The sequence below is a fragment of the Ensifer sp. ENS06 genome, assembly GCF_014852205.1.
Classification (GTDB): domain Bacteria; phylum Pseudomonadota; class Alphaproteobacteria; order Rhizobiales; family Rhizobiaceae; genus Ensifer; species Ensifer adhaerens.
In genome coordinates, this window is the sequence record NZ_JACVBC010000001.1 from 1485540 (window position 1) to 1511238 (window position 25699).

Annotated in this window: 33 protein-coding genes and 2 tRNA genes; 23 read left to right on the plus strand and 12 right to left on the minus strand. The window is 61.3% G+C overall.

What is annotated here, in order from left to right; translation table 11 throughout:
* The first annotated feature begins 145 nt into the window (after positions 1-145).
* The 16 genes from rplN (at position 146) to rplQ (ending at position 9444) form a co-directional block, all read left to right on the plus strand.
* Positions 146-514: a 50S ribosomal protein L14 gene (rplN, locus tag IB279_RS07340; protein ID WP_034795548.1), complete on the plus strand. Its 369-nt coding sequence runs from the start codon at positions 146-148 to the stop codon at positions 512-514.
* A gap of 14 nt (positions 515-528) precedes the next feature.
* Positions 529-840, plus strand: a complete 312-nt coding sequence (rplX, locus tag IB279_RS07345; protein WP_025426674.1) for a 50S ribosomal protein L24 — start codon at positions 529-531, stop codon at positions 838-840.
* Positions 833-1390, plus strand: a complete 558-nt coding sequence (gene rplE, locus IB279_RS07350) for a 50S ribosomal protein L5 (RefSeq protein WP_034795552.1) — start codon at positions 833-835, stop codon at positions 1388-1390. Before rplX ends, rplE begins: the two co-directional genes overlap by 8 nt.
* Positions 1391-1424: 34 nt before the next feature.
* Positions 1425-1730 (plus strand): 30S ribosomal protein S14, encoded by a 306-nt coding sequence (gene rpsN / locus IB279_RS07355; protein WP_034795562.1) that lies wholly within the window; start codon positions 1425-1427, stop codon positions 1728-1730.
* A gap of 12 nt (positions 1731-1742) precedes the next feature.
* Positions 1743-2141, plus strand: a complete 399-nt coding sequence (rpsH, locus tag IB279_RS07360) for a 30S ribosomal protein S8 (RefSeq protein ID WP_025426677.1) — start codon at positions 1743-1745, stop codon at positions 2139-2141.
* 46 nt (positions 2142-2187) lie between these two features.
* Positions 2188-2721: a 50S ribosomal protein L6 gene (gene rplF / locus IB279_RS07365; RefSeq protein WP_034795564.1), complete on the plus strand. Its 534-nt coding sequence runs from the start codon at positions 2188-2190 to the stop codon at positions 2719-2721.
* A gap of 12 nt (positions 2722-2733) precedes the next feature.
* Positions 2734-3096, plus strand: a complete 363-nt coding sequence (gene rplR / locus IB279_RS07370) for a 50S ribosomal protein L18 (RefSeq protein ID WP_034795567.1) — start codon at positions 2734-2736, stop codon at positions 3094-3096.
* A 128-nt stretch (positions 3097-3224) separates the two neighbouring features.
* Positions 3225-3794 (plus strand): 30S ribosomal protein S5, encoded by a 570-nt coding sequence (gene rpsE / locus IB279_RS07375; protein WP_034795569.1) that lies wholly within the window; start codon positions 3225-3227, stop codon positions 3792-3794.
* Between the two features lie 12 nt (positions 3795-3806).
* Positions 3807-4010, plus strand: coding sequence for a 50S ribosomal protein L30 (gene rpmD / locus IB279_RS07380; protein ID WP_043623384.1), 204 nt, complete (start codon positions 3807-3809; stop codon positions 4008-4010).
* A gap of 13 nt (positions 4011-4023) precedes the next feature.
* Positions 4024-4494 carry a 50S ribosomal protein L15 gene (gene rplO, locus IB279_RS07385; protein ID WP_034795576.1) on the plus strand — a complete coding sequence of 157 codons (471 nt, stop codon included), beginning with the start codon at positions 4024-4026 and terminating at the stop codon, positions 4492-4494.
* Positions 4495-4727: 233 nt separating this feature from the next.
* Complete coding sequence (secY, locus tag IB279_RS07390; protein WP_034795578.1) at positions 4728-6068, plus strand: preprotein translocase subunit SecY; 1341 nt, start codon at positions 4728-4730, stop codon at positions 6066-6068.
* Positions 6065-6643 (plus strand): adenylate kinase, encoded by a 579-nt coding sequence (locus IB279_RS07395; protein ID WP_034795582.1) that lies wholly within the window; start codon positions 6065-6067, stop codon positions 6641-6643. The genes secY and IB279_RS07395 overlap by 4 nt, the downstream gene beginning before the upstream one ends.
* Positions 6644-6875: 232 nt before the next feature.
* Complete coding sequence (rpsM, locus tag IB279_RS07400) at positions 6876-7244, plus strand: 30S ribosomal protein S13 (protein WP_034795586.1); 369 nt, start codon at positions 6876-6878, stop codon at positions 7242-7244.
* Positions 7245-7470: 226 nt separating this feature from the next.
* A complete protein-coding gene (gene rpsK / locus IB279_RS07405; protein WP_003536496.1) occupies positions 7471-7860 on the plus strand; it encodes a 30S ribosomal protein S11 in 390 nt (129 codons plus the stop codon).
* Between the two features lie 103 nt (positions 7861-7963).
* Positions 7964-8974 carry a DNA-directed RNA polymerase subunit alpha gene (locus IB279_RS07410; RefSeq protein WP_034795592.1) on the plus strand — a complete coding sequence of 337 codons (1011 nt, stop codon included), beginning with the start codon at positions 7964-7966 and terminating at the stop codon, positions 8972-8974.
* Positions 8975-9018: 44 nt separating this feature from the next.
* Positions 9019-9444 (plus strand): 50S ribosomal protein L17, encoded by a 426-nt coding sequence (gene rplQ / locus IB279_RS07415; RefSeq protein ID WP_034795595.1) that lies wholly within the window; start codon positions 9019-9021, stop codon positions 9442-9444.
* 103 nt (positions 9445-9547) lie between these two features.
* Here rplQ and msrQ read toward each other — a convergent pair whose 3' ends face one another.
* Together msrQ and msrP are read right to left on the minus strand one after the other, a co-directional pair.
* Positions 9548-10258, minus strand: a complete 711-nt coding sequence (msrQ, locus tag IB279_RS07420; protein WP_192339134.1) for a protein-methionine-sulfoxide reductase heme-binding subunit MsrQ — start codon at positions 10256-10258, stop codon at positions 9548-9550.
* Between the two features lie 2 nt (positions 10259-10260).
* Positions 10261-11205 (minus strand): protein-methionine-sulfoxide reductase catalytic subunit MsrP, encoded by a 945-nt coding sequence (msrP, locus tag IB279_RS07425; protein WP_112977359.1) that lies wholly within the window; start codon positions 11203-11205, stop codon positions 10261-10263.
* 198 nt (positions 11206-11403) lie between these two features.
* Here msrP and IB279_RS07430 point away from each other — a divergent pair, with 198 nt between their 5' ends.
* The 3 genes from IB279_RS07430 to sugE all read left to right on the plus strand — a co-directional run bounded on the left by IB279_RS07430 (position 11404) and on the right by sugE (position 14651).
* Positions 11404-12801, plus strand: coding sequence for a DegQ family serine endoprotease (locus IB279_RS07430; protein ID WP_034795616.1), 1398 nt, complete (start codon positions 11404-11406; stop codon positions 12799-12801).
* On the plus strand, positions 12798-14111 hold the full coding sequence (locus tag IB279_RS07435; RefSeq protein WP_113187865.1) for a replication-associated recombination protein A: 1314 nt from the start codon (positions 12798-12800) through the stop codon (positions 14109-14111). Before IB279_RS07430 ends, IB279_RS07435 begins: the two co-directional genes overlap by 4 nt.
* 225 nt (positions 14112-14336) lie before the next feature.
* Positions 14337-14651 (plus strand): quaternary ammonium compound efflux SMR transporter SugE, encoded by a 315-nt coding sequence (gene sugE / locus IB279_RS07440; protein ID WP_034795623.1) that lies wholly within the window; start codon positions 14337-14339, stop codon positions 14649-14651.
* Between the two features lie 134 nt (positions 14652-14785).
* Here the strand turns inward: sugE and IB279_RS07445 are convergent, their stop codons facing one another.
* The 9 genes from IB279_RS07445 to IB279_RS07485 all read right to left on the minus strand — a co-directional run bounded on the left by IB279_RS07445 (position 14786) and on the right by IB279_RS07485 (position 21553).
* Positions 14786-15571: an ATP12 family chaperone protein gene (locus IB279_RS07445; protein WP_113187867.1), complete on the minus strand. Its 786-nt coding sequence runs from the start codon at positions 15569-15571 to the stop codon at positions 14786-14788.
* Positions 15564-16229: an HAD-IA family hydrolase gene (locus tag IB279_RS07450; protein ID WP_034795628.1), complete on the minus strand. Its 666-nt coding sequence runs from the start codon at positions 16227-16229 to the stop codon at positions 15564-15566. The genes IB279_RS07445 and IB279_RS07450 overlap by 8 nt, the downstream gene beginning before the upstream one ends.
* Positions 16229-17221 (minus strand): RluA family pseudouridine synthase, encoded by a 993-nt coding sequence (locus IB279_RS07455; protein WP_113187869.1) that lies wholly within the window; start codon positions 17219-17221, stop codon positions 16229-16231. The genes IB279_RS07450 and IB279_RS07455 overlap by 1 nt, the downstream gene beginning before the upstream one ends.
* 213 nt (positions 17222-17434) lie before the next feature.
* Entirely contained in the window at positions 17435-17812 is a 378-nt protein-coding gene (crcB, locus tag IB279_RS07460) for a fluoride efflux transporter CrcB (protein WP_060520939.1), read from the minus strand.
* A gap of 72 nt (positions 17813-17884) precedes the next feature.
* Positions 17885-18718: an S-formylglutathione hydrolase gene (gene fghA / locus IB279_RS07465; protein ID WP_112771318.1), complete on the minus strand. Its 834-nt coding sequence runs from the start codon at positions 18716-18718 to the stop codon at positions 17885-17887.
* Between the two features lie 24 nt (positions 18719-18742).
* Positions 18743-19390 carry a DUF1345 domain-containing protein gene (locus IB279_RS07470; protein WP_060520941.1) on the minus strand — a complete coding sequence of 216 codons (648 nt, stop codon included), beginning with the start codon at positions 19388-19390 and terminating at the stop codon, positions 18743-18745.
* A gap of 48 nt (positions 19391-19438) precedes the next feature.
* Complete coding sequence (locus IB279_RS07475; RefSeq protein WP_113187868.1) at positions 19439-19879, minus strand: YaiI/YqxD family protein; 441 nt, start codon at positions 19877-19879, stop codon at positions 19439-19441.
* Positions 19880-19960: 81 nt separating this feature from the next.
* Entirely contained in the window at positions 19961-21088 is a 1128-nt protein-coding gene (locus tag IB279_RS07480) for an S-(hydroxymethyl)glutathione dehydrogenase/class III alcohol dehydrogenase (protein WP_077961485.1), read from the minus strand.
* 69 nt (positions 21089-21157) lie between these two features.
* Entirely contained in the window at positions 21158-21553 is a 396-nt protein-coding gene (locus IB279_RS07485; RefSeq protein ID WP_034804375.1) for a helix-turn-helix domain-containing protein, read from the minus strand.
* Positions 21554-21798: 245 nt separating this feature from the next.
* On the opposite strand from IB279_RS07485, the gene IB279_RS07490 reads away from it, so the two are divergent.
* A complete protein-coding gene (locus IB279_RS07490) occupies positions 21799-22737 on the plus strand; it encodes a DMT family transporter (protein ID WP_246801856.1) in 939 nt (312 codons plus the stop codon).
* A 6-nt stretch (positions 22738-22743) separates the two neighbouring features.
* On the opposite strand, the gene lipB is transcribed toward IB279_RS07490, so the two are convergent.
* Entirely contained in the window at positions 22744-23463 is a 720-nt protein-coding gene (gene lipB / locus IB279_RS07495) for a lipoyl(octanoyl) transferase LipB (RefSeq protein WP_113187853.1), read from the minus strand.
* 193 nt (positions 23464-23656) lie between these two features.
* Here lipB and IB279_RS07500 point away from each other — a divergent pair.
* From IB279_RS07500 to IB279_RS07510, 3 genes are all read left to right on the plus strand, one after another.
* Positions 23657-23741: transfer RNA gene (locus IB279_RS07500), tRNA-Leu, on the plus strand.
* A gap of 387 nt (positions 23742-24128) precedes the next feature.
* Positions 24129-24213, plus strand: a tRNA-Leu gene (locus IB279_RS07505).
* A gap of 265 nt (positions 24214-24478) precedes the next feature.
* Entirely contained in the window at positions 24479-25663 is a 1185-nt protein-coding gene (locus IB279_RS07510) for a serine hydrolase (protein WP_113187858.1), read from the plus strand.
* The last annotated feature ends 36 nt before the right edge of the window (positions 25664-25699 follow it).

The following is a 25699-nucleotide window of genomic DNA, read 5'->3' on the forward strand; positions in this document are numbered from 1 at the left end:
CTTGGGAAAATACCTGTATGAAGCACGCAATTGAAGCAGGGGAACGCTCGATTCCGGGCGTTCTTTTGCTTTGAGATGAGCACTATAAGCCGGGCGAGGGGGTTTCGACCCAACCGGCCTGGTAACAACAAGAAGGCGACCTGACATGATTCAGATGCAAACAAACCTCGACGTGGCGGATAATTCCGGCGCACGTCGTGTCATGTGCATCAAGGTGCTGGGCGGCTCCAAGCGCAAGTATGCGTCGGTCGGCGACATCATTGTCGTTTCGATCAAGGAAGCCATTCCGCGCGGCCGCGTAAAGAAGGGTGATGTCATGAAGGCTGTTGTCGTTCGCACTGCGAAGGACATCCGCCGTCCGGATGGCTCTGTCATCCGCTTTGACACCAACGCAGCCGTTCTTATCGATAACAAGAAAGAGCCGATCGGCACCCGTATCTTCGGACCGGTTCCGCGCGAACTTCGCGCCAAGAACCACATGAAGATCATCTCGCTGGCTCCAGAAGTACTCTAAGGGAGCGTTGAGAGATGCAAAAGATTCGCAAAGGCGACAAAGTCGTCGTTCTCACCGGTAAGGACAAGGGTCGTACCGGCGAAGTCGTACAGGTAATGCCGAAGGAAGACCGGGCTGTCGTGCGTGGCGTAAACATGGTGAAGCGTCACCAGCGCCAGACCCAGAGCCAGGAAGCCGGCATCATCAACAAGGAAGCCTCGATCCATCTTTCGAACATCGCGATTGCCGATCCGAAGGACGGCAAGCCGACCCGCGTCGGTTTCAAGATCGATGGCGACAAGAAGGTCCGCGTGGCCAAGCGTTCGGGAGTAGTGATCGATGGCTAAGTCCGCTTACGAGCCGCGGCTCAAGAAGGAATATGTCGAGCGTATTCGTGCGGCTATGCAGGAGAAGTTCTCCTACGCCAACGAAATGCAGATCCCGCGCCTCGACAAGATCGTCATCAACATGGGCGTTGGCGAATCGACGGGCGACTCCAAGAAGCCGACCGTTGCTGCAGCCGACCTCGCAGCGATTGCTGGTCAGAAGCCGGTAATCACCCGCGCTCGCAACTCCATCGCAGGCTTCAAGCTTCGCGAAGGTATGCCGATCGGTGCCAAGGTTACCCTGCGCGGCGTTCGGATGTTTGAGTTCCTGGATCGCCTCGTGAACATCGCGCTTCCGCGCGTTCGCGACTTCCGTGGCCTCAATCCGAAGTCCTTTGACGGACGTGGCAACTTCGCCATGGGCGTCAAGGAACACATTGTGTTCCCTGAGATCAACTACGACAAGGTTGATCAGATGTGGGGCATGGACATCATCGTTTGCACGACGGCTACTAACGACGACGAAGCTCGCGCTCTGCTCACAGAGTTCAACTTCCCGTTCCGTCAGTAATCCGTAACGACAAGCGTAAAGAAGGATAACTGTAATGGCGAAAACGAGCGCAGTTGAAAAGAACAAGCGCCGCCGCAAACTGGTTGCCTCGCAGGCTGCAAAGCGTGCCGCTCTGAAGGCGACCATCATGAACCAGTCTCTGCCGATTGAAGAGCGGTTCAAGGCAACCATCAAGCTGGCAGGCCTGCCGCGCGATGGATCCAAGACCCGCATCCGCAACCGTTGCGAAGTTACCGGCCGTCCGCGCGCCTTCTATCGTAAACTTCGTATGTCGCGTATTGCGCTTCGCGAACTGGGCAACCTCGGCAAGGTGCCGGGTATTGTCAAGTCGAGCTGGTAAGGAGACGGGCACATGGCAATGACTGATCCGCTGGGCGATATGCTCACCCGTATCCGTAACGGCGCGGCTCGCCGCAAGTCGAGCGTTTCCACGCCGGCTTCGAAGCTCCGTGCACGTGTTCTGGATGTTCTTCAGGCTGAAGGCTACATCCGTGGTTACTCCGAAGTCGTATTCGGCAACGGCAAGGCCGAGCTGAACATCGAACTGAAGTACTACGAAGGCGCTTCCGTGATCCGTGAGATCGGACGCGTCTCCAAGCCGGGCCGCCGAGTTTATGTCTCGGTTAAGTCCATTCCGCAGGTCGCGAACGGCCTCGGCATCACCATCCTTTCGACCCCGAAGGGCGTGATGGCCGATCATCAGGCACGCGAACAGAATGTTGGTGGCGAGATCCTTTGCTCCGTCTTCTAATCGAAGACGGTAGCAAGTTCTCCATAGCGAACAGACAGGTATAAAAATGTCTCGTATCGGTAAGAAGCCCGTTCAGGTTCCGGCAGGCGTCACGGCAAGCGTTGATGGCCAGAAGGTAACGGCGAAGGGCCCGAAGGGCGAACTGTTCTTTGTTGCAAACGACGAAGTATCGGTAAAGCTCGAAGAAAATGCGGTTGTTGTACAGCCGCTCAGCCAGAGCAAGGATGCTCGTTCGAAGTGGGGCATGTCCCGCACGATGATCGAGAACATCTTCAAGGGCGTCAAGGACGGTTACGAGCGCAAGCTCGAAATCAACGGCGTTGGTTATCGTGCGTCGCTGCAGGGCAAGAACCTGCAGCTGGCGCTCGGCTTCAGCCACGACGTCGTCTACCAGACCCCGGAAGGCATCACGATTGCTGTTCCGAAGCCGACCGAAATCATCGTGTCCGGCATCAACAAGCAGCAGGTCGGCCAGGTTGCCGCGGAAATCCGCGAATACCGCGGCCCCGAGCCCTACAAGGGCAAGGGCGTCAAGTATGCCGAAGAGCGGATTGTCCGCAAAGAAGGCAAGAAGAAGTAAGGATCACGCGAAATGGCTAGCAGGAAAGATACTCTTGTGCGTCGCGCCAACCGCGTGCGCCGTCAAATCAAGGCGGTCGCCAATGGCCGTCCGCGCCTGTCGGTTCATCGCTCGTCGAAGAACATCTACGTACAGGTTATCGACGACGTGGCCGGCAAGACGCTTGCGTCTGCCTCCACGCTCGATACCGATCTGCGTTCGTCGTTGAAGACGGGCGCTGACACGGCAGCTGCTGCTGCCGTCGGCAAGCTCATCGCTGAGCGTGCCGCTAAGGCTGGCGTCAAGGACGTTGTCTTTGATCGTGGCGCCTTCATCTATCACGGCCGCATCAAGGCTTTGGCCGATGCTGCCCGTGAAGGTGGTCTGAACTTCTGATCGGTCGCCAGGCGGGCGTTGCGCCTGCCTGGCACTCTCATAGGTTTCCGGTCGCATCCGATCCATCGGACGGGGGCGACTTTTGTCAATCTGCCGATTGCACCCGGAAAAGAAAAAGGAAAAGGACAATGGCACAGGAAAGAAAGGGTTCTCGCGAAGATCGCCAGAACCGCGAAGAGCGCGACAGCGAATTTGTCGATAAGCTCGTAGCAATTAACCGCGTCGCCAAGGTGGTGAAGGGCGGTCGTCGTTTCGGTTTCGCCGCTCTCGTCGTCGTTGGCGACCAGAAGGGCCGCGTTGGCTTCGGTCATGGCAAGGCACGCGAAGTGCCGGAAGCCATCCGCAAGGCAACCGAAGCCGCAAAGCGCGACCTGATTTTCGTCCCGCTGCGTGGTGGTCGTACCCTGCATCACGACGTTCACGGCCGTCATGGCGCCGGCAAGGTGCTGCTGCGTTCGGCCAAGGCCGGTACCGGTATCATCGCTGGTGGCCCGATGCGCGCCGTCTTCGAAACGCTCGGCGTTCATGACGTCGTTGCCAAGTCGACCGGTTCGTCGAACCCCTACAACATGGTTCGCGCAACGTTCGACGCCCTCAAGAACCAGATGCACCCGAAGGACATCGCAGCTCAGCGCGGCATGAAGTACGCCACGCTCCAGGCTCGTCGTGTTTCCTCCGGCGCTGCTTCCGAAGAATAAGGGAGCTGACAGATGGCTAAGAAAGAAGTCGCAGCGAAGACCGTTACCGTCGAGCAGATCGGTAGCCCCATTCGCCGTCCGGCCGTACAGCGTCAGACGCTGATCGGTCTGGGCCTCAACAAGATGCACCGGGTTCGCACGCTGGAAGACACTCCGTCTGTCCGCGGCATGATCCGGACTGTCCAGCACCTCGTTCGCGTCGTCGACGAGAAGTGAGGGGGATAAGCTCATGAAACTGAATGAAATCAAGGACAACGAAGGCTCGACCCACAGCCGTAAGCGTCTTGGCCGTGGTATCGGCTCGGGCTCCGGCAAGACCGCCGGTCGCGGTGTGAAGGGTCAGAAGGCTCGTTCGGGCGTCGCCATCAACGGCTTCGAAGGCGGCCAGATGCCGATCTACCGTCGTCTGCCGAAGCGCGGCTTCAACAACATCTTCGCTTCGGAGTTTGTTGTCGTGTCGCTCGGCCGTATCCAGACGGCAATCGACGCCAAGAAGCTCGACGCTTCCAAGACCGTTGACGCAGCTGCCCTCAAGGCTGCCGGCGTCATCCGTCGCGAAAAGGACGGCGTCCGCGTTCTGGCCGACGGCGAACTGAAGGCGAAGGTTTCGCTCGAAGTTGCCGGTGCTTCCAAGTCGGCGATCGAGAAGATCGAAAAGGCTGGCGGCTCGATCAAGCTGCTCGCTGCGGCTGCTGAATAATATTATTGATGAACCGCCCGGGGTGCTTCACTCCGGGCGGTTTTGCTCCCATATGTGAGCCTCACGTCCGCAAGCGCGAATCGCTCGCCGCGGCGGACATAGCGGAAACCACGGTGAGGCATCCGATTGCAGACACAATCGCCTAGCGTCCGGTTTTCAAGACGAAAAGTTAGTCCTTCCGGAACGGACCGGGTGTTCCCGCTGATTCCGAGATTTGGTACGCGGAGAATTGCATGGCTTCTGCAGCGGAACAGCTCGCCTCGAACCTGAATTTCTCGACTTTCGCCAAGGCGGAAGATCTGAAGAAACGGCTCTGGTTCACGCTTGGTGCGCTTCTGGTTTACCGTCTTGGCACCTATATCCCGCTGCCCGGTCTTAACCCGGAAGCGTTTGCCCAGGCATTCCGCGGCCAGAGCGGCGGTATCCTCGGCCTCTTCAACATGTTTTCGGGCGGTGCAGTTGAGCGCATGGCGATCTTCGCGCTCGGCATCATGCCCTATATCTCTGCTTCGATTATCGTTCAGCTGATGACCTCTGTCGTTCCGGCACTGGAACAGCTGAAAAAGGAAGGCGAGCAGGGCCGCAAGATCATCAACCAGTACACCCGTTACGGCACGGTGCTTCTCGGCACGGCGCAGGCTTACGCCATCGCCGTCGGCCTCGAGAGCGGCAACGGCCTCGTCAACGATCCGGGTTGGTTCTTCCGTGTTTCGACCGTCATTTCTCTGCTTGGCGGCACCATGTTCCTGATGTGGCTCGGTGAACAGATCACCTCGCGCGGCATCGGCAACGGCATCTCGCTGATCATTTTCGCCGGTATCGTCGCACATCTGCCGACGGCTCTCGCTGGCACGCTCGAACTCGGCCGCACCGGCGCTCTGTCCACCCCGCTGATCCTCGCGATCATCGTCATGGTCGTCGGCGTGATCGCGCTCATCGTGTTCGTCGAACGTGCGCAGCGGCGGCTTCTGATCCAGTATCCGAAGCGCCAGGTCGGCAACCGCATGTTCCAGGGCGACACCTCGCACCTGCCGCTGAAGCTCAACACTGCGGGCGTCATCCCGGCGATCTTCGCCTCGTCGCTGCTGCTTCTGCCGGCAACGCTCGCAGGCTTTGCCAATACGGCGACGCTGCCGGGTTGGGCGACCACCGTGGTCGGTGCACTTGCGCACGGCAAGCCGCTCTACATGGTGCTTTACGGTGCGATGATCGCGTTCTTCGCCTTCTTCTACACCGCGATCGTGTTCAATCCGAAGGACACTGCCGACAATCTGAAGAAGCACGGCGGCTTCATTCCGGGCATTCGTCCGGGCGAGCGTACCGCGGAATATATCGATTATGTCCTGACGCGCATCACCGTGATCGGTGCGGCCTATCTGATCTTCGTCTGCATTCTGCCGGAAGTTCTGATCGCTCAGACCGGCGTGCCGTTCTACCTTGGTGGTACGTCGCTTTTGATTGTTGTCAGCGTCACCCTTGATACGGTAGCACAGATCCAGGGCCACCTCATCGCACAGCAATATGAGGGGCTGATCAAGAAGTCGAAGCTGCGCGGAGGAAAGAGGGGACGATGAGACTGATTTTTTTGGGACCGCCGGGCGCTGGCAAGGGGACACAGGCCAAGCTTCTGACGGAGAGATACGGCATTCCGCAGCTTTCCACAGGAGATATGCTGCGGGCGGCCGTCGCCCAGGCGACCGAGGTCGGCAAGCGTGCGAAGGCGGTCATGGATGCCGGTCAGCTGGTATCCGATGAGATCGTCAACGAAATCGTGTCGGATCGCATCGACCAGCCGGACTGCGCGAAGGGGTTCATCCTCGACGGTTACCCGCGCACGGTTCCGCAGGCGATTGCGCTCGGCAAGATGCTCGAGGGCAAGGGTCTGAAGCTCGATGCCGTAATCGAGCTCAAGGTCGACGAGGCAGCCCTTGTAAAGCGGATGGAGAATCGCGTAGCGGAAACCATCGCAGCCGGCGGCACCGTCCGTTCGGACGACAATCCGGAAGCCTTCAAGCGCCGCCTGACCGAGTACCGTGAAAAGACGGCGCCGCTCTCCGAGCACTACGCCGGAACGGGGCAGCTCAGAACGGTTGATGGCATGGCGGAAGTGAACACCGTCACCGCCGAGATCGAGAAGATTCTGGCTTAGACACTGGTCTTTGCCGAAAAGGAACTGCCGGGGAGTTGACTTTTCCGGCCGATTCCGCCAAAGACAGCGCCAACTCGCGACATGAGAGCGGTCGGCGCGGTCTTCAAAGAAAATGAAGTCCGGGTACGGTCGTTTTTGACGTGTCTCGAACCTCAATCAACGTGCGGCTCTTCGAGGTCGCGTAACGAAGCACCTATTGCCGGATGGCAACTGGAACGCAAGGAGAATAGACGTGGCACGTATCGCTGGCGTCAACATCCCGACGGCAAAGCGCGTAGTTATTGCGCTGACCTACATTCACGGGATCGGCCCGAAATTCGCACAGGAAATCATCGAGAAGGTCGGTATTCCGGCTGATCGTCGCGTGCATCAGCTGACGGACGCTGAAGTCCTGCAGATCCGCGAAACGATCGACCGCGACTACCAGGTCGAAGGTGACCTGCGTCGCGAGACCTCGATGAACATCAAGCGCCTGATGGACCTTGGCTGCTACCGCGGCCTGCGTCACCGTCGTGGCCTGCCGGTTCGCGGTCAGCGCACCCACACCAACGCCCGCACCCGCAAGGGTCCGGCGAAGGCGATTGCCGGTAAGAAGAAGTAATTTCCCGAAAAGGGAGATTGGGAGGCTGGTGTCAAACGCCGGCCTCCTTTTGCAGTTTGGAAGGGCGTTTGCCTGACCTTTGTTCGGCCGATCCGGCCGGGCGATATGTTCGCCGGACGATATCTCGTCCTGCGGGAAATGAAGATGCAGGGCAGGGGACGTCAAATCCTTTTCCCGGTGGAGCCGCTGGAATTACGGCGGTGCAGAGATCTAAGAAAGGGATCCTATGGCCAAGGAAGCCACCCGCGTTCGCCGTCGCGAACGCAAGAACATCACGTCTGGCGTCGCGCACGTCAATTCGTCGTTCAACAACACCATGATCACCATCACCGACGCACAGGGCAACGCGATTGCCTGGTCGTCTGCCGGTGCCAAGGGTTTCAAGGGTTCGCGTAAGTCGACCCCGTTTGCCGCACAGATCGCCGCTGAAGACTGCGCCAAGAAGGCTCAGGAACACGGCATGAAGTCGCTGGAAGTCGAAGTTTGCGGTCCGGGTTCCGGCCGTGAATCCGCTCTTCGCGCGCTGCAGGCTGCGGGCTTCATGATCACCTCGATCCGCGATGTGACCCCGATCCCGCACAACGGCTGCCGCCCGCGCAAGAAGCGCCGCGTCTGATCATATGCATTCAACATGCCGGTGAGGGCGCAGACGCGCGCTCCCGGTCTTCGGGGCTCGGTTGTCACGATTGGATGGTGGCAACGAACGGAAGGCAGAAAACATGATCCAGAAGAATTGGCAGGAACTGATCAAGCCGAACAAGGTGGAGTTCGTCTCCTCCGGCCGCACCAAGGCAACGTTGGTTGCGGAACCGCTTGAACGCGGCTTCGGTCTGACGCTCGGCAACGCGCTTCGCCGCGTGCTGCTGTCGTCGCTGCGCGGTGCTGCTGTCACCGCAGTGCAGATCGACGGCGTCCTGCACGAGTTCTCCTCTATCCCGGGCGTCCGGGAAGATGTGACGGACATCGTGCTCAACATCAAGGAAATCGCCATCAAGATGGATGGCGACGACGCAAAGCGCATGGTCGTGCGCAAGCAGGGTCCGGGCGTTGTAACCGCCGGTGACATCCAGACGGTTGGCGATATCGAAATCCTCAACCCGAACCATGTGATCTGCACCCTCGACGAGGGCGCGGAGATCCGCATGGAGTTCACCGTCAACAACGGCAAGGGTTACGTGCCGGCTGATCGCAACCGTTCGGAAGATGCTCCGATCGGCCTGATCCCGGTCGACAGCCTGTACTCGCCGGTCAAGAAGGTGTCCTACAAGGTGGAAAACACCCGCGAAGGCCAGGTTCTTGACTATGACAAGCTGACGATGTCCATCGAGACGGACGGTTCCGTCACCGGTGAAGATGCGATCGCATTTGCGGCCCGCATCCTTCAGGACCAGCTGTCGGTCTTCGTCAACTTCGACGAGCCGCAGAAGGAAGCAGAGGAAGAGGCCGTTACCGAACTCGCCTTCAACCCGGCGCTTCTCAAGAAGGTCGACGAACTGGAACTTTCGGTCCGTTCGGCCAACTGCCTGAAGAACGACAACATCGTCTACATCGGCGACCTCATTCAGAAGACCGAAGCAGAAATGCTCCGCACGCCGAATTTTGGTCGCAAGTCGCTGAACGAAATCAAGGAAGTTCTCGCTTCCATGGGCCTGCACCTCGGCATGGAAGTGCCGTCCTGGCCGCCCGAGAACATCGAAGATCTCGCCAAGCGTTACGAAGACCAATACTAACCATTAGACTGCGGGCGAATGCCTGCAAGTGAAGGAGAATAGCCATGCGCCACGGTAAAGCCGGCCGCAAGCTGAATAGAACCGCCAGCCACCGCAAGGCGATGTTTGCCAACATGGCAGCTTCGCTGATCGAACACGAGCAGATCGTTACGACGCTGCCGAAGGCCAAGGAAATCCGCCCGATCGTCGAGAAGCTCGTCACGCTCGGCAAGCGCGGTGACCTGCACGCTCGCCGCCAGGCGATCTCGCAGATCCGCGACGCCGCTGTCGTTGCCAAGCTGTTCGACACGATCGCATCGCGCTACGCCACCCGCAACGGCGGCTACCTGCGCATCATGAAGGCTGGCTTCCGTCACGGCGACAACGCCGCGCTCGCCGTCATCGAATTCGTTGACCGCGACGTCTCGGCAAAGGGCGCGAAGGATCTCGCCCGCGTTGCTGCAGAAGCCGAAGCTGCTGAAGCAGCCTAAGCCGATCGAAGGCAGAAAATTGAAGCGGCCGGGTGTTCGTCACCCGGCCGCTTTTTCTTTTGGGGCTGTTGCTTAGCGTGCGTTTGGCGGTGTGCTCGTTCTGTCACCGTTTCGTCGAAATGCGATCGAGGGTCGATGTCCTGGCGAGGCGAAGATGGCCGCAGGCGCTTCCGGCGGCGGTTCTGACCGGCGCATTGGCCGCCTGTCGCTTGCGCCGCAGATACGGCTTGCGCACCAGCCGCCAGACAAGCAGTACGGCGACGAGCCCGAGATAAAGCAGCTGTTCGGCGCCGATGACCTTCACCGACATCGAAAAATGCACGGCGCCGGCGGTGGCGATCACATAGGCCAGGCGGTGAAGCGTGTTCCACCGCGTACCGAGCCTGCGGATCGACCAGTTGTTGGAGGTGAGCGCCAGCGGGATCAGCATGACGAGTGCGGCCATGCCGATGGTGATGAAGGGGCGGCGGGCGATGTCGGCCAGTATGCTCGGAAAGTTTAGCCGCTGATCGAGCAGCATGTAGGCAAGGAAGTGCATCAGCACATAGTAGAACGCCAGCAAACCCAAGGCCCGCCGATAGCGCAGCCAGTTGATGCCGAATAGGTCGCGGATCGGCGAGATCGCCAATGTCGCGACGAGGAAACGCAGCGCCCACAGGCCGAGCAGGTGTTCGAATTCCTTGACCGGGTTTCCGGGCAGTTGGCCCGTAGCGCCGAGATAGAATGCATAGGCGGCGGGCAGCAGACCAAAGCCGTAGAGCCCCCAGACCGAGGCCGAATGGTAGCGTTTCGGTAGCGAGGGCAGGCGGGCCATGATCAATAGTTCGCTCTGAGATCCATGCCGGCATAAAGTCCGGCCACCTCGTCGGCATAGCCATTGAAGGGCAGGGTATCGCGCCGGTTGGAGCCGAAGAAGCCGCCACCGCCGATGCGGTTTTCCGTTGCCTGGCTCCAGCGTGGATGATCGACCGCCGGATTGACGTTGGCAAAGAAGCCGTACTCGTTCGGCGCCGAGAGGTTCCAGGTGGACGGTGGCTGGGTTTCCGTGAGCGAAATGCGCACAATCGACTTGATCCCCTTGAAACCGTATTTCCAGGGGGTAACCAGCCGGATCGGCGCGCCGTTCTGGTTGGGAAGCGTCTTGCCGTAGACGCCGACGGACAGCAGCGTCAGCGGGTGACGGGCCTCGTCGAGCCTCAGCCCTTCGCGATAGGGCCAGGCAAGCGGCTGGAAGAAACCGGATTGTCCCGGCATTTCCGACGGGCGCACCACGGTTTCGAACGAGACATATTTCGCGCTGCCAAGCGGCTCTACCTTGTCGAGCAGGGCCGAGAGCTGAAACCCGGTCCAGGGGATCACCATCGACCAGGCCTCGACACAGCGCATGCGGTAGACGCGTTCCTCGATCGGGAGCGCGAGCAGTTCCTCGAGCCCGAATTCCTTCGGCTTGCCGACGAGGCCATCGACTTTCACCGTCCAGGGCGTTGCCTTGAAGCTGTTCGAATTGGCAGCCGGGTCGCCCTTGCCGGTCCCGAACTCATAGAAATTGTTGTAGCTGGTGACGTCGGCCTCCGGCGTCAGGTCTTCGTCGACAGTGTATTTGCTCTTGGGCGCGCCGAGTGCGGCCGCCAGCCCCGTGCCGCTGCCTGCAAGCAGCATGCCGCCGCCGGCAGCAGCCCCGAGGAAGGTGCGGCGGTTGAAGAAGAGGGCCTCCGGGGTGATCTCGGAGGAAACGATTCGCGGCGGGCGGTAAGATGGCATGGTCTTTTCCGAAGTGATTTATGAGCCTTGTCTTCTATGAACTCACCAGACTTTCGATCACCGTGAAAGGGGTTGCGAACCACGTTTTCGTGCGTAGCGCGTGAAGCCGGCAACTTTGCATATCCTGCGCCAACATTTGCCTTTTTTCCCGCGAAATCCTATCTGAACGTAGCCGCGACGAATAGGAGAATGCTTCACATGATCGTAGGTCGAAGAGCGCTTGTTTCGCTCGTCATCGCTGTTTCTCTCGCCTGTCCGGCATTGGCCCAGGAGGCCAAGAGCGTTCCGCAATCGCGGACCGAAATGCAGCTTTCCTTTGCGCCTCTCGTCAAGCAGACGGCAAATGCCGTCGTCAACGTCTATGCCGAGCGGGTGGTCGAGCGCCGTTCGATTTTCTCCGGTGACCCCTTCTTCGAGGAGTTCTTCGGCCAACGCATGCCGAACCGCTCGGAGAAGCAGTCTTCGCTCGGTTCCGGGGTGATCGTCGGCAAGAACGGCATCGTCGTGACCAATAACCACGTCATCGAGGGCGCTGACGATATCAAGGTGGCGCTGGCCGATGGCCGCGAGTTTCCCTGCAAGATCGTGCTCAAGGACGACCGGCTCGACCTCGCTGTTTTGAAGATCCAGTCGGACGGTCCCTTCGACATCGTGCCGCTTGGTGATTCCGATGCAGTCGAGGTCGGCGACCTCGTTCTCGCGATCGGCAACCCCTTCGGCGTCGGCCAGACGGTGACGAGTGGCATCGTTTCGGCGCTCGCGCGCAATCAGGTCTCCTCGGGTGATTTCGGCTTCTTCATCCAGACGGATGCGGCGATCAACCCGGGCAATTCCGGCGGTGGCCTTATCGACATGAACGGCCAGCTCATTGGCATCAACACCGCGATCTTCTCCAAGGGCGGCGGTTCTAACGGCGTTGGCTTTGCCATCCCGGCCAATCTGGTGAAGGTCTTCGTTGCGTCGGCCGAAGGTGGCAACGGCGCCTTCGTGCGTCCCTTCATCGGCGCCAGCTTCGAGCCGGTCACTTCGGAAGTGGCCGAAGCCCTGGGCCTCAGCCGCGCCCGCGGAGCGCTGGTGACCGCCGTCGTGGCCGGTGGCCCGGCCGAACAGGCCGGTATCAAGCCCGGCCAGGTGATCACCGCCGTCAACGGCATCGAGGTCGAACATCCCGACGCACTCGGTTATCGCCTGACGACGGTCGGCATCGGTCATGAGGCGCGCGTCACCGTATCGGAAAACGGCAAGCCGCGGGAAGTGACGATCAAGCTCGACCGGGCTCCAGAAACGTCGCCACGGGATGAACGGCTGATCGAAGGTCGTAACCCCTTCGCCGGTGCAGTCGTTGCCAACCTGTCGCCGCGCCTTGCCGACGAGCTGCGCATGTCGACCTCGCTGCAGGGCGTCGTCGTCATGCAGGTCAACCGCGGTTCGCCCGCCGCCCGCATCGGCCTCGAGCCGAAGGACATCGTGCGGTCGGTCAACGGCACGGCGATTGACACGTCGAAGACGCTGGAACAGGTAATGGCCGACGATGCCTCCTTCTGGCGTGTCGAGATCGAGCGCGACGGCCAGCTCATCCGTCAGTTCTTCCGATGAGCGACCTGTTCACCGCCCACGAGCCACCGGAAATGGCGTCGGCAAGACCGCTTGCCGACCGGCTTCGCCCGCGAACGCTTGCCGAAGTCACCGGTCAGGATCACCTGACCGGTGAGGACGGCGTGCTGTCGCGCATGATTGCTTCGGGTTCGCTCGGGTCGATGATCTTCTGGGGGCCGCCCGGAACCGGCAAGACGACCGTGGCGCGGCTGCTTTCGGGGGAGGCGGGTCTCGCCTTCGAGCAGATCTCCGCGATCTTCTCCGGTGTCGCCGATCTCAAGAAGGTGTTCGAGGCGGCGCGGGCAAGGCGCATGTCCGGCCGTCAGACGCTGCTCTTCGTCGACGAGATTCATCGCTTCAACCGGGCACAGCAGGACAGCTTCCTGCCGGTGATGGAAGACGGCACCGTCATCCTTGTCGGCGCGACGACGGAAAACCCATCCTTCGAACTCAACGCCGCTCTCCTGTCCCGAGCCCGGGTGCTGACCTTCAAGCCGCATGGCGAAGACAGCATCGAGGAACTGCTGTCGCGCGCCGAAGAGTCCGAGGCCAAGAAACTGCCGCTCGATGCGGATGCGCGCGCCAGCCTCATCCGTATGGCCGACGGCGACGGTCGCGCTGCGCTGACACTGGCGGAAGAAGTCTGGCGCGCCGCGCGCCGCGACGAGATCTTCGATGCGGCAGCACTCCAGAACATCGTACAGCGCCGGGCGCCCGTCTATGACAAGGGCCAGGACGGCCACTACAATCTGATCTCGGCCTTGCACAAGGCGGTGCGTGGCTCTGATCCGGATGCCGCACTCTACTATCTCTGCCGCATGTTCGATGCTGGCGAGGATCCGCTTTATCTCGGGCGGCGCCTGGTGCGCATGGCGGTCGAGGACATCGGCCTTGCCGACCCGCAGGCCCTGGTGATCTGCAACGCCGCCAAGGACGCCTATGACTATCTCGGCTCGCCCGAGGGCGAACTGGCGCTTGCCGAAGCCTGCGTCTATCTCGCGACCGCGCCGAAATCGAACGGCGTCTATACCGCCTACAAGGCAGCGATGCGGGCGGCGAAGGAAAACGGCTCGCTGCTGCCGCCGAAACATATCCTCAACGCCCCGACGAAACTGATGAAGGGTGAGGGCTACGGCGACGGCTACCGCTACGACCATGACGAGCCGGATGCTTTTTCCGGCCAGGACTATTTCCCCGAGAAGATGGGGCGCAGAACCTTCTATGATCCGCCGGAGCGCGGTTTCGAGCGCGAGATCCGCAAGCGGCTGGAATGGTGGGCGAAACTCCGTCGGGAGCGCAACGCACCGTAGGGGGCAGACTTGCAGACCCTCAGCGCCTCGCACGTTTCCATGGTTTCAACGACAGCGTGAAATGGTTTAGCTTTGCCGCGGACGCAAGGCTGATTTGCCCTTGACCGCCTTGCCGGCGAAACTGGAGTGTGAGATAGAACCCGCGTTGCAGACGGCTGCACGGTTCGCAAAGGCGATACCGAACATCCGCGGGGACGGCCTCGCTCCAAACTTTGGGAGTTTGACATGGCCTGGTTCCTTCTTCTGCTTGCCGGTATTCTTGAAATCGGCTGGGCAATTGGTCTCAAATACACGGATGGTTTTACGCGGGTGACACCGACGATCCTGACCGTCGGTTCGATGATCCTCAGCATCGCGTTGCTCGGTCTCGCCGTGCGGACCCTGCCGCTCGGTACGGCTTACGCTGTTTGGACCGGTATCGGCACCGTCGGCACCGTGATCCTCGGCATTTTCCTGTTTGCCGAACCGGCAACCTTCGTTCGCCTTGGCTGCATCGCGCTCATCGTCAGCGGTATCGCCGGCCTGAAGCTGGCCGCTTAACGCTGCGGCTATTGGCTTCCGTTACGTTAGCGCGAACAGAGCCGCTCTGACGGCGACATATTGAACCAAAAAGAAAGCGGGCTGCGCGTCGGAAGACACGCAGCCCGCTTCGCATTCCGTGGTATCCGGTGTCGTCAGCGCAGGGCGTCAAGAACCGTGGCGACCGCCTGCATTTCCTGCCAGCGGTTCTCGCGGCGGCGGAAGGCCTCCTCGTCGGTTCCCCAATGTTCGATCTGCCAGTCCTCGTCGACATGGGCGGCCGTCCAGGCTTTTTCGGCGGATATCCGGCCGGAAGCGAAGGCGAGCGCCAGCAACGCAGAGCCGGTCAGGCTCGTCACCGTGTGGACGCAGGTGAGGCCGAGCGGGGTTGCGAAGGCGCGCAGGCCTTCGGCATAGGCGGAAAGCGCTTCCTCCGGCTGCTCCTGGTGGATCACGCCTTCGGCGAGTATGAAACGGGCGCCGAGTGCCTGCTGGGCCCACTCGATCACCGGGTTCCAGATTTCGTTCTGGCGGGCGACGAGGCCCTCCGGGCTATCGGCGCGATAGCAGAGCATGTCCGTTCCGGCGAAACGCAGGATATCGTCGAAGACCGAGCGCTGGTCCTTGGCGACGCCGTCAAGTGCGGTATTGACGATTCGCGTGATCGGCATCTTGCCGGGATCGATGACCTCTGCCTGCGCATCCCATTCGGCGGCGAGCATGTCGGCGAGCTTGCGCGTCGGCACGGCAAGCGGCTGCTTGGCCGGCGTGCGCACGGTGCGGCCGTCGAGCAGCACCGCGTGCGTATCGCCATCGGCCGCGGCCACGCTGACGTCCTTGTAGAAGCGCTTCGGCAGTGGCTTCAGCATCTGGATTTGCGCGCGGCGGACCGGATCCTCGTGGCTCATCGCACCGCTGAGTTCGTCGCGAATATCAGACATGATTGTGTTCCATCCATTCAATGATGTCGGCCGGCGTCCGGGCAACGAAATCCGCGCCCGCCTCGATGAGGTCGGGAACGGAAGCATAGCCCCAGGCGACGCCGATGGCGGATGCTCCAGCGGCCTTGGCCATCTGCATGTCGTAGATCGCGTCGCCGATGACGACTGTATCCTTCGCATCGATGCCGGCTTCAAAGCAGCATTCCGTCACCATGGCCGGATGCGGCTTGGAGGGGCAGTCGTCGGCGGTGCGGGACACGAAGAAAATCCGGTCGAAGCCGTGAGTCTCGGAAATATGCGTCAGGCCGCGACGCGACTTGCCGGTTACGGCGCCGATCAACAGTGCGTCGCGTGACGACAGCGTCTGCATCATGTCGGCGATACCCGGAAACAGAAGCTCCTGGAAGCCTGCCTCTGCGCGAACGCCGGCGAAGATCGACTTGTAGTGCGCCGTCATCGCCAGCGCCTGATCGTCGACATGTTCACGGCCGAGCAGGCGCGCGATGGCAATGTCGAGGGTCAAGCCGATAATGCTCTTGGTTGCCGACAGGGGCGGGCGCTCGAGATCGAAGGCCTCGAAGGTGCGCGCCATCACTTCATGGATCAGGCCTCCGCTATCGACCAACGTACCGTCACAATCAAAAAGCGCCAGTTTCATCAGTCGTCCTCGCCAGGCTCGTTCTCTTCGAAGCCCAGCAGGTTCCAGCTCTGGACCATGTGCGGTGGCAGCGGCGCGGTCACGCGCAGGCGGCCACCGTCCGGGTGAGGAATATCGATATGGCGCGCGTGCAGATGCAGACGGTTCTGCATGCCGCCGGGCAGGCTCCAATTGACGTCGGCGTCGAAATATTTGGGGTCGCCGAGGATCGGGTGTCCAATGTGCAGTGCATGGACGCGAAGCTGATGGGTGCGGCCGGTATAGGGCTCCATCTCCAGCCAGGCGAGGTTCTGTGCGGCCTGTTCGCGAATACGGTAGTAGGAGATGGCGTGGTCGGCACCGTCTTCACCGTGTTTGGCGATGCGCATACGGTCGCCATCCGGCGTCTGCTCCTTGACGAGCCAGGTGGAGATGCGGTCTTCGCGCTTGCGCGGCACGCCCTTGACCAGCGCCCAGTAGGTCTTTTTGGTGTCGCGCTCGCGGAAGGCGGCGGTCAGCTTCTGCGCTGCACCCCGGGTGCGGGCGATCACCAACACGCCTGACGTGTCGCGGTCGAGCCGGTGGACGAGACGCGGCTTTTCGCCCTTCTGGTTGGTCCAGGCTTCAAGCATCTTGTCGATATGTCGGTTGACGCCCGAGCCGCCCTGAACGGCAAGGCCGGCAGGCTTGTTGAGCACGATAACCTTGGCGTCCTCGTGCAGCACCATGCGCGACAGCAGTTCGCCGTCGGGTGAGTTCCTGAGGTCGCGTCCGGCGATCGGCCCGGTCTTGGTTTCCTTGGGATCCACTCCGAGCGGCGGAATGCGGATCGTCTGGCCGGGCTGGATCCGCGTGTCGGATTTGGCGCGGGCACCGTCGACGCGGATCTGGCCGGAGCGCAAAAGCTTCTGCAGCGGGCCGAAGCCCAGTCCCGGAAAATGCACCTTGAACCAGCGATCCAGGCGCATGCCCGCCTCGTCACCGTCCACCTGCCTGTGTTCTATGCCTGCCATTTGAGCGAACCTGCCTTCTGTTTGGTCGCAGCGTCGCGCGTCGGTCCGAAGCCCCTGCGTTGGGATGACGCAAAGAGGAAGCTTCAGGCGCGCAAAGGCTGCCGCAATATTTTCGTTGCTGCATGACAATGCCCTTGAAGCGACAACGGTTGAAGGACAATGCAGCAATGCGCCGCGTGTCCCCTGGATACGCAGCGCCTGTAAGACGAGCCTTTAGACTATTGCGCGCATCAGAGCCAGCCCGCTGAAGACCGCGAGGATCGAAAGCGCGACACTGGCGATGACATAGACGGCCGATAGCATGACATCGCCGCGCTCGAAGAGCGTGATTGCGTCCAGCGAGAAGGCGGAAAAGGTGGTGTAACCGCCGAGAATACCGGTGATGAGGAAGACACGCATGTCCGGCGAGGCGCCGAACTTGCGCATGATCACTTCAGCGAGCACGCCGATCAGGAACGACCCCGTTATGTTGACGCCAAACGTGCCCCAGGGAAAGCCGGACCCGAAGCGGTGAACGGCCCAGAGACCGACGAGATAACGCAGCATCGAGCCGATCGCGCCGCCGGCGCCAACAAGGAGAAGGTGGGTCATCAGTCGCTCCGGGTAGATTGATGGCGCAATTCCGCGAAAGCGGCTTTCATACGGAATTGCGCCATTCGGTGGCTAGATCAGCCGCTCGGCATGCCAGCGCAGATGATCGTCCATGAAAGTCGAGATGAAGTAGTAGGAATGGTCGTAGCGTTCATGCATGCGCAGCGTCAAATCGATGCCGGTGCCCTTGACCGCTTCCTCGAACAGCCAGGGACGCAGGCCGTTTTCAAGGAAGCTGTCGGCCTTGCCCTGATCGATCAGGAACTCGGGGAAGCGCGCACCATCCTTGACGAGCGCGCAGGCATCATATTGGCGCCATGCGGCGCGGTCCGCGCCCAGATATTTCTCGAAGGCGCCGATCGACCAGTCGGCGGTCGAAGGCTCGACGATCGGGGCGAAGGCCGAGCAGCTCTTGAAGCGGCCCGGGTTCTTGAGCGCGATGGTCATGGCGCCGTGACCGCCCATCGAATGGCCGAAGATGCCCTGGCGGCTCATGTCCATGCGGAAGTGCTGGCTGACGAAGGCGGGCAGCTCCTCGGTGATGTAGCTATACATCTGGTAGTGCTCGGCCCAGGGCGTTTCGGTGGCATCGAGATAGAAGCTTGCGCCCTTGCCCATCTGCCAGTTCGTCAGTTCGTCGGGAACATCAGTGCCGCGCGGACTCGTATCCGGGCAGACGACGATCAAGCCGAGCTCGGCGGCCATGCGCCGGTACTCGCCTTTCTCCATGACGTTCGCATGCGTGCAGGTGAGGCCGGAGAGATACCAGAGCACCGGCCGCGGCTCGTTGATTGCCTGCGGCGGTACGAAGACGGCGAAGGTCATCTCGCCCTTGCATGCCTCGGACTCGTGCGAAAAGACGCCCTGCATGCCGCCGAAGGCGGTATTTTGCGAAAGGACTTTCATGGGATGCTCCTTGGATAAAGATGCTCAGCCGGCAAGCTGCACGGCCGCATTGACGGCGGCGGCGACGAGCACGGTGTTGAAGAAAAACGATACGATGGCGTGTATCAGGTTGATGCGCCGCATGGCCGTCTTGGTGATGGCGACATCGGAGGTTTGCGCCGTCATGCCGATGACGAAGGAAAAATAGAGGAAGTCAAAGCCGCCGGGCTCGGGCGTTTCGGGAAAATCGAGTCCGCGTGCCGGTTCGGTGGTCAGACCATCGGGCGCTGGGACCCAATAGACATGGGCGTAGTGCATGGCTGCCATCATGTGGATCGTTGCCCAGCCGAGCACAACGGAGGCAAAGGCGAGGCCGAGCGCCAGCGCCGAGCCGGACTTCTCGCCGTTGAGCGCGAAAAACAGGGATACGAGCGAACTCGCGGCTGCCCCGAACGTCACGAGCAGGATCACGACCTCGGGCTCGTCGGTGTTCCTGGCATGGGTCTTCAGATGCCGACCGGTCATCATCCGCAAGCGCCGCCAGCATAGGACGAGATAGACGCAGAAGAAGGTGATCGCTGCCCCTTCAAGGGCGAAACGCTGCGCCACGAACCAGAGGACAGGCACGCTTGCGAGCGCGCACAGAATGGCAGTGTAAAACGGCCAGTGCCTGAGCTTAGTCGTCGCTGCCATGCTAGTGCCCCTGCGATTGCGGGCCCCATGGTCCCGCCCGTTGCGCGATCATTTTTTCGACTGACGCGCGAGTCGGTCAAGGGTTTCGAGGAAGGCGGATCGATCGCGCGGTGTGAAGGCGGCGTTGTAGCCCTTGCTCTCGCCGGTCTCGCGCAGGTGCTGTCCGAGATCGCGCATCGCAGACGCCATGCCGATATTGCCCTTGTCGAAGACCCGGCCGGAGGGGCCGGTGACAAGTGCGCCGGCGGCAACGCAGCGAACGGCAAGCGGCACGTCGGCGGTAACGACGATATCGCCCTCGTGCGCCCGTTCGGCGATCCAGTTGTCGGCCGCGTCGAAGCCTGCCGAGACGATGACATTGTGCACCATCGGGTCGCGCGAAGGGCGCAGGCCCGAATTAGCGACCAAGGTCACCTCGATCCCGTGGCGCTCGGCCACTTTCAGGATTTCGGCTTTCACCGGGCAGGCGTCTGCGTCGACATAGATCATCTTGAATCAACTTCTCAACGGGACTGAAAAAGGCGCCGGAAATCAATCGTCTCCGGCGCCTCCTTGAATCAAAATAGCAGCTTAGTAGAGAACGACCGAGCGGATGCTCTCGCCAGAATGCATCAGTTCGAAGCCCTTGTTGATGTCTTCGAGCGGCATCGTGTGGGTGATCATCGGGTCGATCTCGATCTTGCCTTCCATGTACCAGTCGACGATCTTCGGCACGTCGGTGCGGCCGCGCGCGCCGCCAAAGGCGGTGCCCATCCAGCTGCGGCCGGTGACGAGCTGGAACGGCCGGGTGGAGATCTCCTGGCCCGCGCCGGCAACGCCGATGACGACCGACTTGCCCCAGCCGCGATGCGAGGCCTCGAGCGCCTGGCGCATGACCTTGGTGTTGCCGGTGCAGTCGAAGGTGTAGTCGGCGCCGCCGATCTGGTCGGCTCCGCGCTTGGTCATGTTGACGAGGTAAGGCACGATGTCATCGCCGACCTCCTTCGGGTTGACGAAGTGGGTCATGCCGAAGCGTTCGCCCCAGGCCTTCTTGTCGTTGTTGAGGTCGACACCGATGATCATGTCGGCGCCGGCAAGGCGCAGGCCCTGAATGACGTTGAGGCCGATGCCGCCGAGACCGAAGACGATCGCAGTCGCACCCATTTCCACCTGTGCCGTGTTGATGACGGCGCCGATGCCGGTCGTCACGCCGCAGCCGATGTAGCAGATCTTGTCGAAGGGGGCGTCCGGGTTGACCTTGGCAACCGCGATCTCCGGCAGCACCGTGTAGTTGGCGAAGGTCGAGCAGCCCATGTAGTGGTGGATCTTGTCCTTGCCGATCGAGAAGCGCGAGGTGCCGTCAGGCATCAGGCCTTGGCCTTGCGTCGAGCGGATCGCGGTGCACAGATTGGTCTTGCGCGACAGACACGACGGGCAGGAGCGGCACTCGGGCGTGTAGAGCGGAATGACATGATCGCCCTTCTTCACCGAGGTCACACCCGGGCCGACGTCGACGACGATGCCGGCGCCTTCATGGCCGAGGATCGCCGGGAACAGGCCTTCCGGATCGGCGCCGGACAGGGTGAAATCGTCGGTGTGGCAGATGCCTGTGGCCTTGACCTCGATCAGCACTTCGCCGGCCCGCGGGCCTTCGAGCTGAACCGTCATGACCTCGAGCGGCTTGCCTGCCTGAACGGCAACGGCGGCGCGTACATCCATCTATTTTCTCCTTGGACTGAAATGACGTCGGGCCGCCAGAACGGCGGCCCTAAGTGGAATCGCAATAGGTTATCGAATGTTCTGTTGAACGCGATTGAGTTCCATCTCAAGAGCGGCAATCGCCTTGCCGGTCTGTTCGTGCAGCTTCTTGACGAGGGCGAGCTGCTCGCGCAGGCCGTCCTTCTCGTCGATTGCGTCGGCATCCGGCGCGCGGCCGAGCCCGGCGATCAGCCAGGCCGGGGTGACGCCGAGTACGCCTGCAAGCATGAACAGCCGGTTTGTGCGGGGTTCGGCCCGATCTCGCTCCCAGGCCGCGATCGTCTCCGTGCGCACGCCGAGTTGATCGGCCAGTTCCTTGGCGCTGAGATTTGCGGCGTCGCGCGCCCTCCAGATGCGTCCTCCCAGCGTATCACCGTCGCTGGTGTCGCGCAGGCGGGCAATCATCGTTTCGGTGGACAAGCGCATGGACATCTCCTTTGCCACGGTCACGTTCAAAGGTCCCGAACCATGGGGCCGACGGCTGACCATGAGATCCGGGGCGGAAGATTGTCCTGAGCTTATAGGCATTTGGGCGGCGAGGGACCACCCCGAAGCGCCAAAAACACCGTCAATTGCGGCTGGGGCGCGGATAGTTCTTCCTCCGTCGCATCCTCGGCCGTTGAAAACCAACGCGTAGGCTCTAATGTGCGGCGGCCACAGGAGCTTGCCCCATGACAGACGCCCGAACTGCGACCACCGAACACACCGACACGGTGATGCAGGGCGTCGCCATCATGCTCTTTGCCATGGTCATCCTGCCGGGTATGGACGTGATTGCGAAATACATGGCCGTCTATGAGGGCATGTCGCCGGGGCAGGTGACCTTTTACCGCTTCTTCTTCCAACTGGTGGCGACGCTACCGATGCTGCTTGGCGCCGGTGGCCTGCGGGCGTTGAGGCCAAAGCGGCCCTGGGCCAATCTGCTGCGCGGTGTGCTGCTGGCGACCGCGGCCTTGTTCTTCTTCATATCGGTGAAGTACATGCCGCTTGCCGACACCTTCGCCATCTATTTCGTCGAGCCCTTCATCCTGACCTGCCTTTCGGCGGTGTTCCTCAAGGAAAGAGTGGGCTGGCGGCGCTGGCTCGCCATTGTCGTCGGTTTCGGTGGAGCGATGATCGTCATCCAGCCGAGCTTTGCCGCTTTCGGCTTGACCGCGCTGTTGCCGGTTGCCTGCGCCTTCGTCTTTGCCTGCTACCTGCTCCTCAACCGCGCTGTCGGTACCGGCGACTCGCCGCTAACGATGCAGACAATTGCCGGCATCGGCGGCACATTGACGATGGCGCTGGTGATCCTGATCGGCAACGGCATGGGCGGCGCCGATTTCGTGCCGTCGCTGCCGAAGTCGCCGCTTGGCTGGATGCTCGTGATCGTGCTTGGCGCACTATCCGGCTACGGCCATCTGCTGGTGGTCAAGGCGTTCCGGGCGGCACCCGTCTCGCTGCTCGCGCCGTTTCATTATTTCGAGATCGTCACGGCGACGGCGCTCGGTTATCTCATCTTCGGAGACTTTCCGTCGCTCTCCAAATGGCTTGGTATCGCCATCATCGTTGGCTCGGGCCTCTTCATCATCTGGCGTGAGCGGCAGGCTGGACGTCGAGCGGCAAGTTGAACGGGCTTACGGCGCGTCGTTCCGCGTCGGACCGAACACGGTCTCGAAGGCCTCGCGCAAGCGGATGTCCACGTCCGGCATCATCACGGGCAGGCCGAGATCGACGAGGCTGGTGACGCCATAACCGCGAATGCCGCAGGGCACGATGCCGCCGAAATGGTCGAGATCCGGGTCGACGTTGAGCGCAAAGCCATGGAAACTCACCCATTTGCGCAGGCGGATGCCGATCGCGGCGATCTTGTCTTCCGACATGGAGCCGTCGGGCAGGGCAGGCTTTTCCGGGCGCCGCACCCAGACACCGACCCGGTCTTCACGCCGCTCGCCCCGAACGTTCATCGAATCGAGCGTGGAGATGACGACGCTTTCGAGTGCCGCGACGAAAGCGCGTACGTCCTGCTTCCTGCGCTTGAGGTCGAGCATGACGTAAACGACGCGCTGGCCCGGGCCGTGATAGGTGTATTCGCCGCCGCGGCCGGTGGCAAAGACCGGAAAACGGTCGGGCATGACGAGATCGGCGGCGTCGGCACTGGTGCCGGCCGTGTAGAGCGGCGGATGCTCGACGAGCCAGACCAGTTCATCTGCGGTGCCGGCGGCAATCGCCGCGGCTTCCTGCTCCATCAGCTCGACGGCCTGCGGATAATCGACCAGTTCGCCGGCAATCCGCCAGCGAACCGGGGGTGATTTCGGAGGGGCAAACATGTCCTGGCTCAGATTTTCACGCTGCATTCGCTCGGCATTCCTGTTTTTTAGAGCCTGTACATGGGATGGCGCGAGGCAAGAGTCCAGCGTTTCCGGGGCTCCTCGGGCGGGCTGTTGAAATAGTTTCATTTCCCGTCAAAATTCTGTCGTGATCCCCTTGTGCCCCCCAGGGGCTTTTGCTACATGCAGCCCCGTCGACGCAAGTCGGCCCTACCACGATGCGGTCGTGGCGGAATTGGTAGACGCGCAGCGTTGAGGTCGCTGTGGGGCAACCCGTGGAAGTTCGAGTCTTCTCGACCGCACCAAAAAAACCCGGCTTCGGCCGGGTTTTTTGTTTTTAATCCTGGTGTTAGCCAAATAGGCCTTCTGCCCGGGCGCAACCGGCGCATCCCTTTTGTCTTCCAGTCCATATCATGCGTTCGAATAGGGGTGGCGGCCGTCGCTCATCTTGCGCGCGAATGCCGAACGAATTGCCGACGATCCCGTCGTGGCGAGAGCGAGCCTCGAAAGGCGTCGGGGAGGTTCGTTCGCTGGTCTGAAATGCGCGCGCTGAACGCTGACTTTTTTAGCGCCGCACTGTGAATGCCCTCCCGTCCGTCGCCATCGTTTAATTTGTCCACAGCCATCCCTTGTGCACTCAAGGGGCTTTTGCTACATGCAGCCGCGCCGACGCAAGTCGGCCCTACCACGATGCGGTCGTGGCGGAATTGGTAGACGCGCAGCGTTGAGGTCGCTGTGGGGCAACCCGTGGAAGTTCGAGTCTTCTCGACCGCACCAAATACCCGGCTTCGGCCGGGTTTTTTGTTTCAAATCCATGTTTAGCTTCCCCGTTCTGGCGCGCCCTGATCGGCGGCATCGCGATGCCTTCTGGCAATCCGAGTCTCGCTCGTTTCGCGCTGAGTTGGCCGACGGCACTCTTTTTCCACAGCCGTTAGAAAATGGCTTGGGCCGCCCTTTGATGTTAAGATTTGCGCGGCGGTTCAACGTGAAGGGTGGCACGACCGCCACGCGTGTCGAAGCCTTGGCTGTGCGGGAGGTTCCTTTGTCCGGCGATCTCAAGACTGCTGCCGATGCAATCCTCAATACCGCGGTCGCTTCCGCCGATGGCGTGCCAGGCGTTGTCGCAATCGCCACGGATCGCCATGGCAATTTTTACGCGGGCGCCACCGGAAAGCGCTCTTTGGCTGGCGCGACGGATATGACCATCGACAGCGTCTTTGCGATCTTCTCGATGACGAAGGCGATCACGGCGACGGTCTGCCTGCAATTGGTCGAGGAGGGCAAGCTCGATCTCGACGCTCCCGCCAGGCAATACGCGCCCGAAATCGGCACGCTGCAGGTGATCGAGGGGTTTGACCTCGCGGGGAATCCGAAACTCCGCCCGCCCAAACGGGACATCACCACGCGCATGCTGCTCCTGCACACGGCCGGTTTTGGCTACGATTTTTTCAACGAGACCTATGCCCGGTTGGCGCGGCAACATGGACAGCCGAGCGTGATCACCGCGTCCCATGCATCCATCCGGACGCCTTTGCTCTTCGATCCGGGCGACGACTGGGAATATGGGAGCAGCCTGGACTGGGCCGGGCAGGTCGTGGAGAGCATCACCGGCAAGCGGCTTGGCGCTGTGATGGCGGAACGCATCCTCCAGCCGCTTGGCATGGAAGACACCGGCTTTGCAATGACCGCATCCATGACATCCCGCGTGGTTACCTTGCACCAAAGGGACGATGCCGGACGTTTGTCGCCGTTGCCTGATTTCAGGCTCCCGCAGGACCCGGAGGTCCAGATGGGCGGGCACGGTCTCTATTCGACGGCCGTCGACTACGCCAAATTTATCCGCATGTGGCTCAACGACGGGATGTCACCCGGCGGTCGGGTGCTGAAGACGGAAACGGTCGAAATGGCGGCAAGGAACGGCCTCGGAGAAAGGAAGATCAAGAGGCTCCCGGGGGTAATAAGAAGCCTGTCGCACGACGCCGAATTTTTCCCCGGCATGCCGAAGTCCTGGGGGATAAGCTTCATGATCAACGATGAAGCAGCACCGACGGGACGGCCAGCCGGTGCGTTAGCCTGGGCGGGGCTTGCGAACCTCTACTACTGGATAGATCGCCAAAACGGTCTCGGTGGCCTGTGGGCGACACAGATACTGCCCTTTGCCGATCCCGCTTCGTTCGGGAGCTATCTCGATTTCGAAACGGCGGTGTACGCGGCTCGAAATACATAGCGGCGACGGGCGACAGAGGTCGCTGCGCCCGTCCGC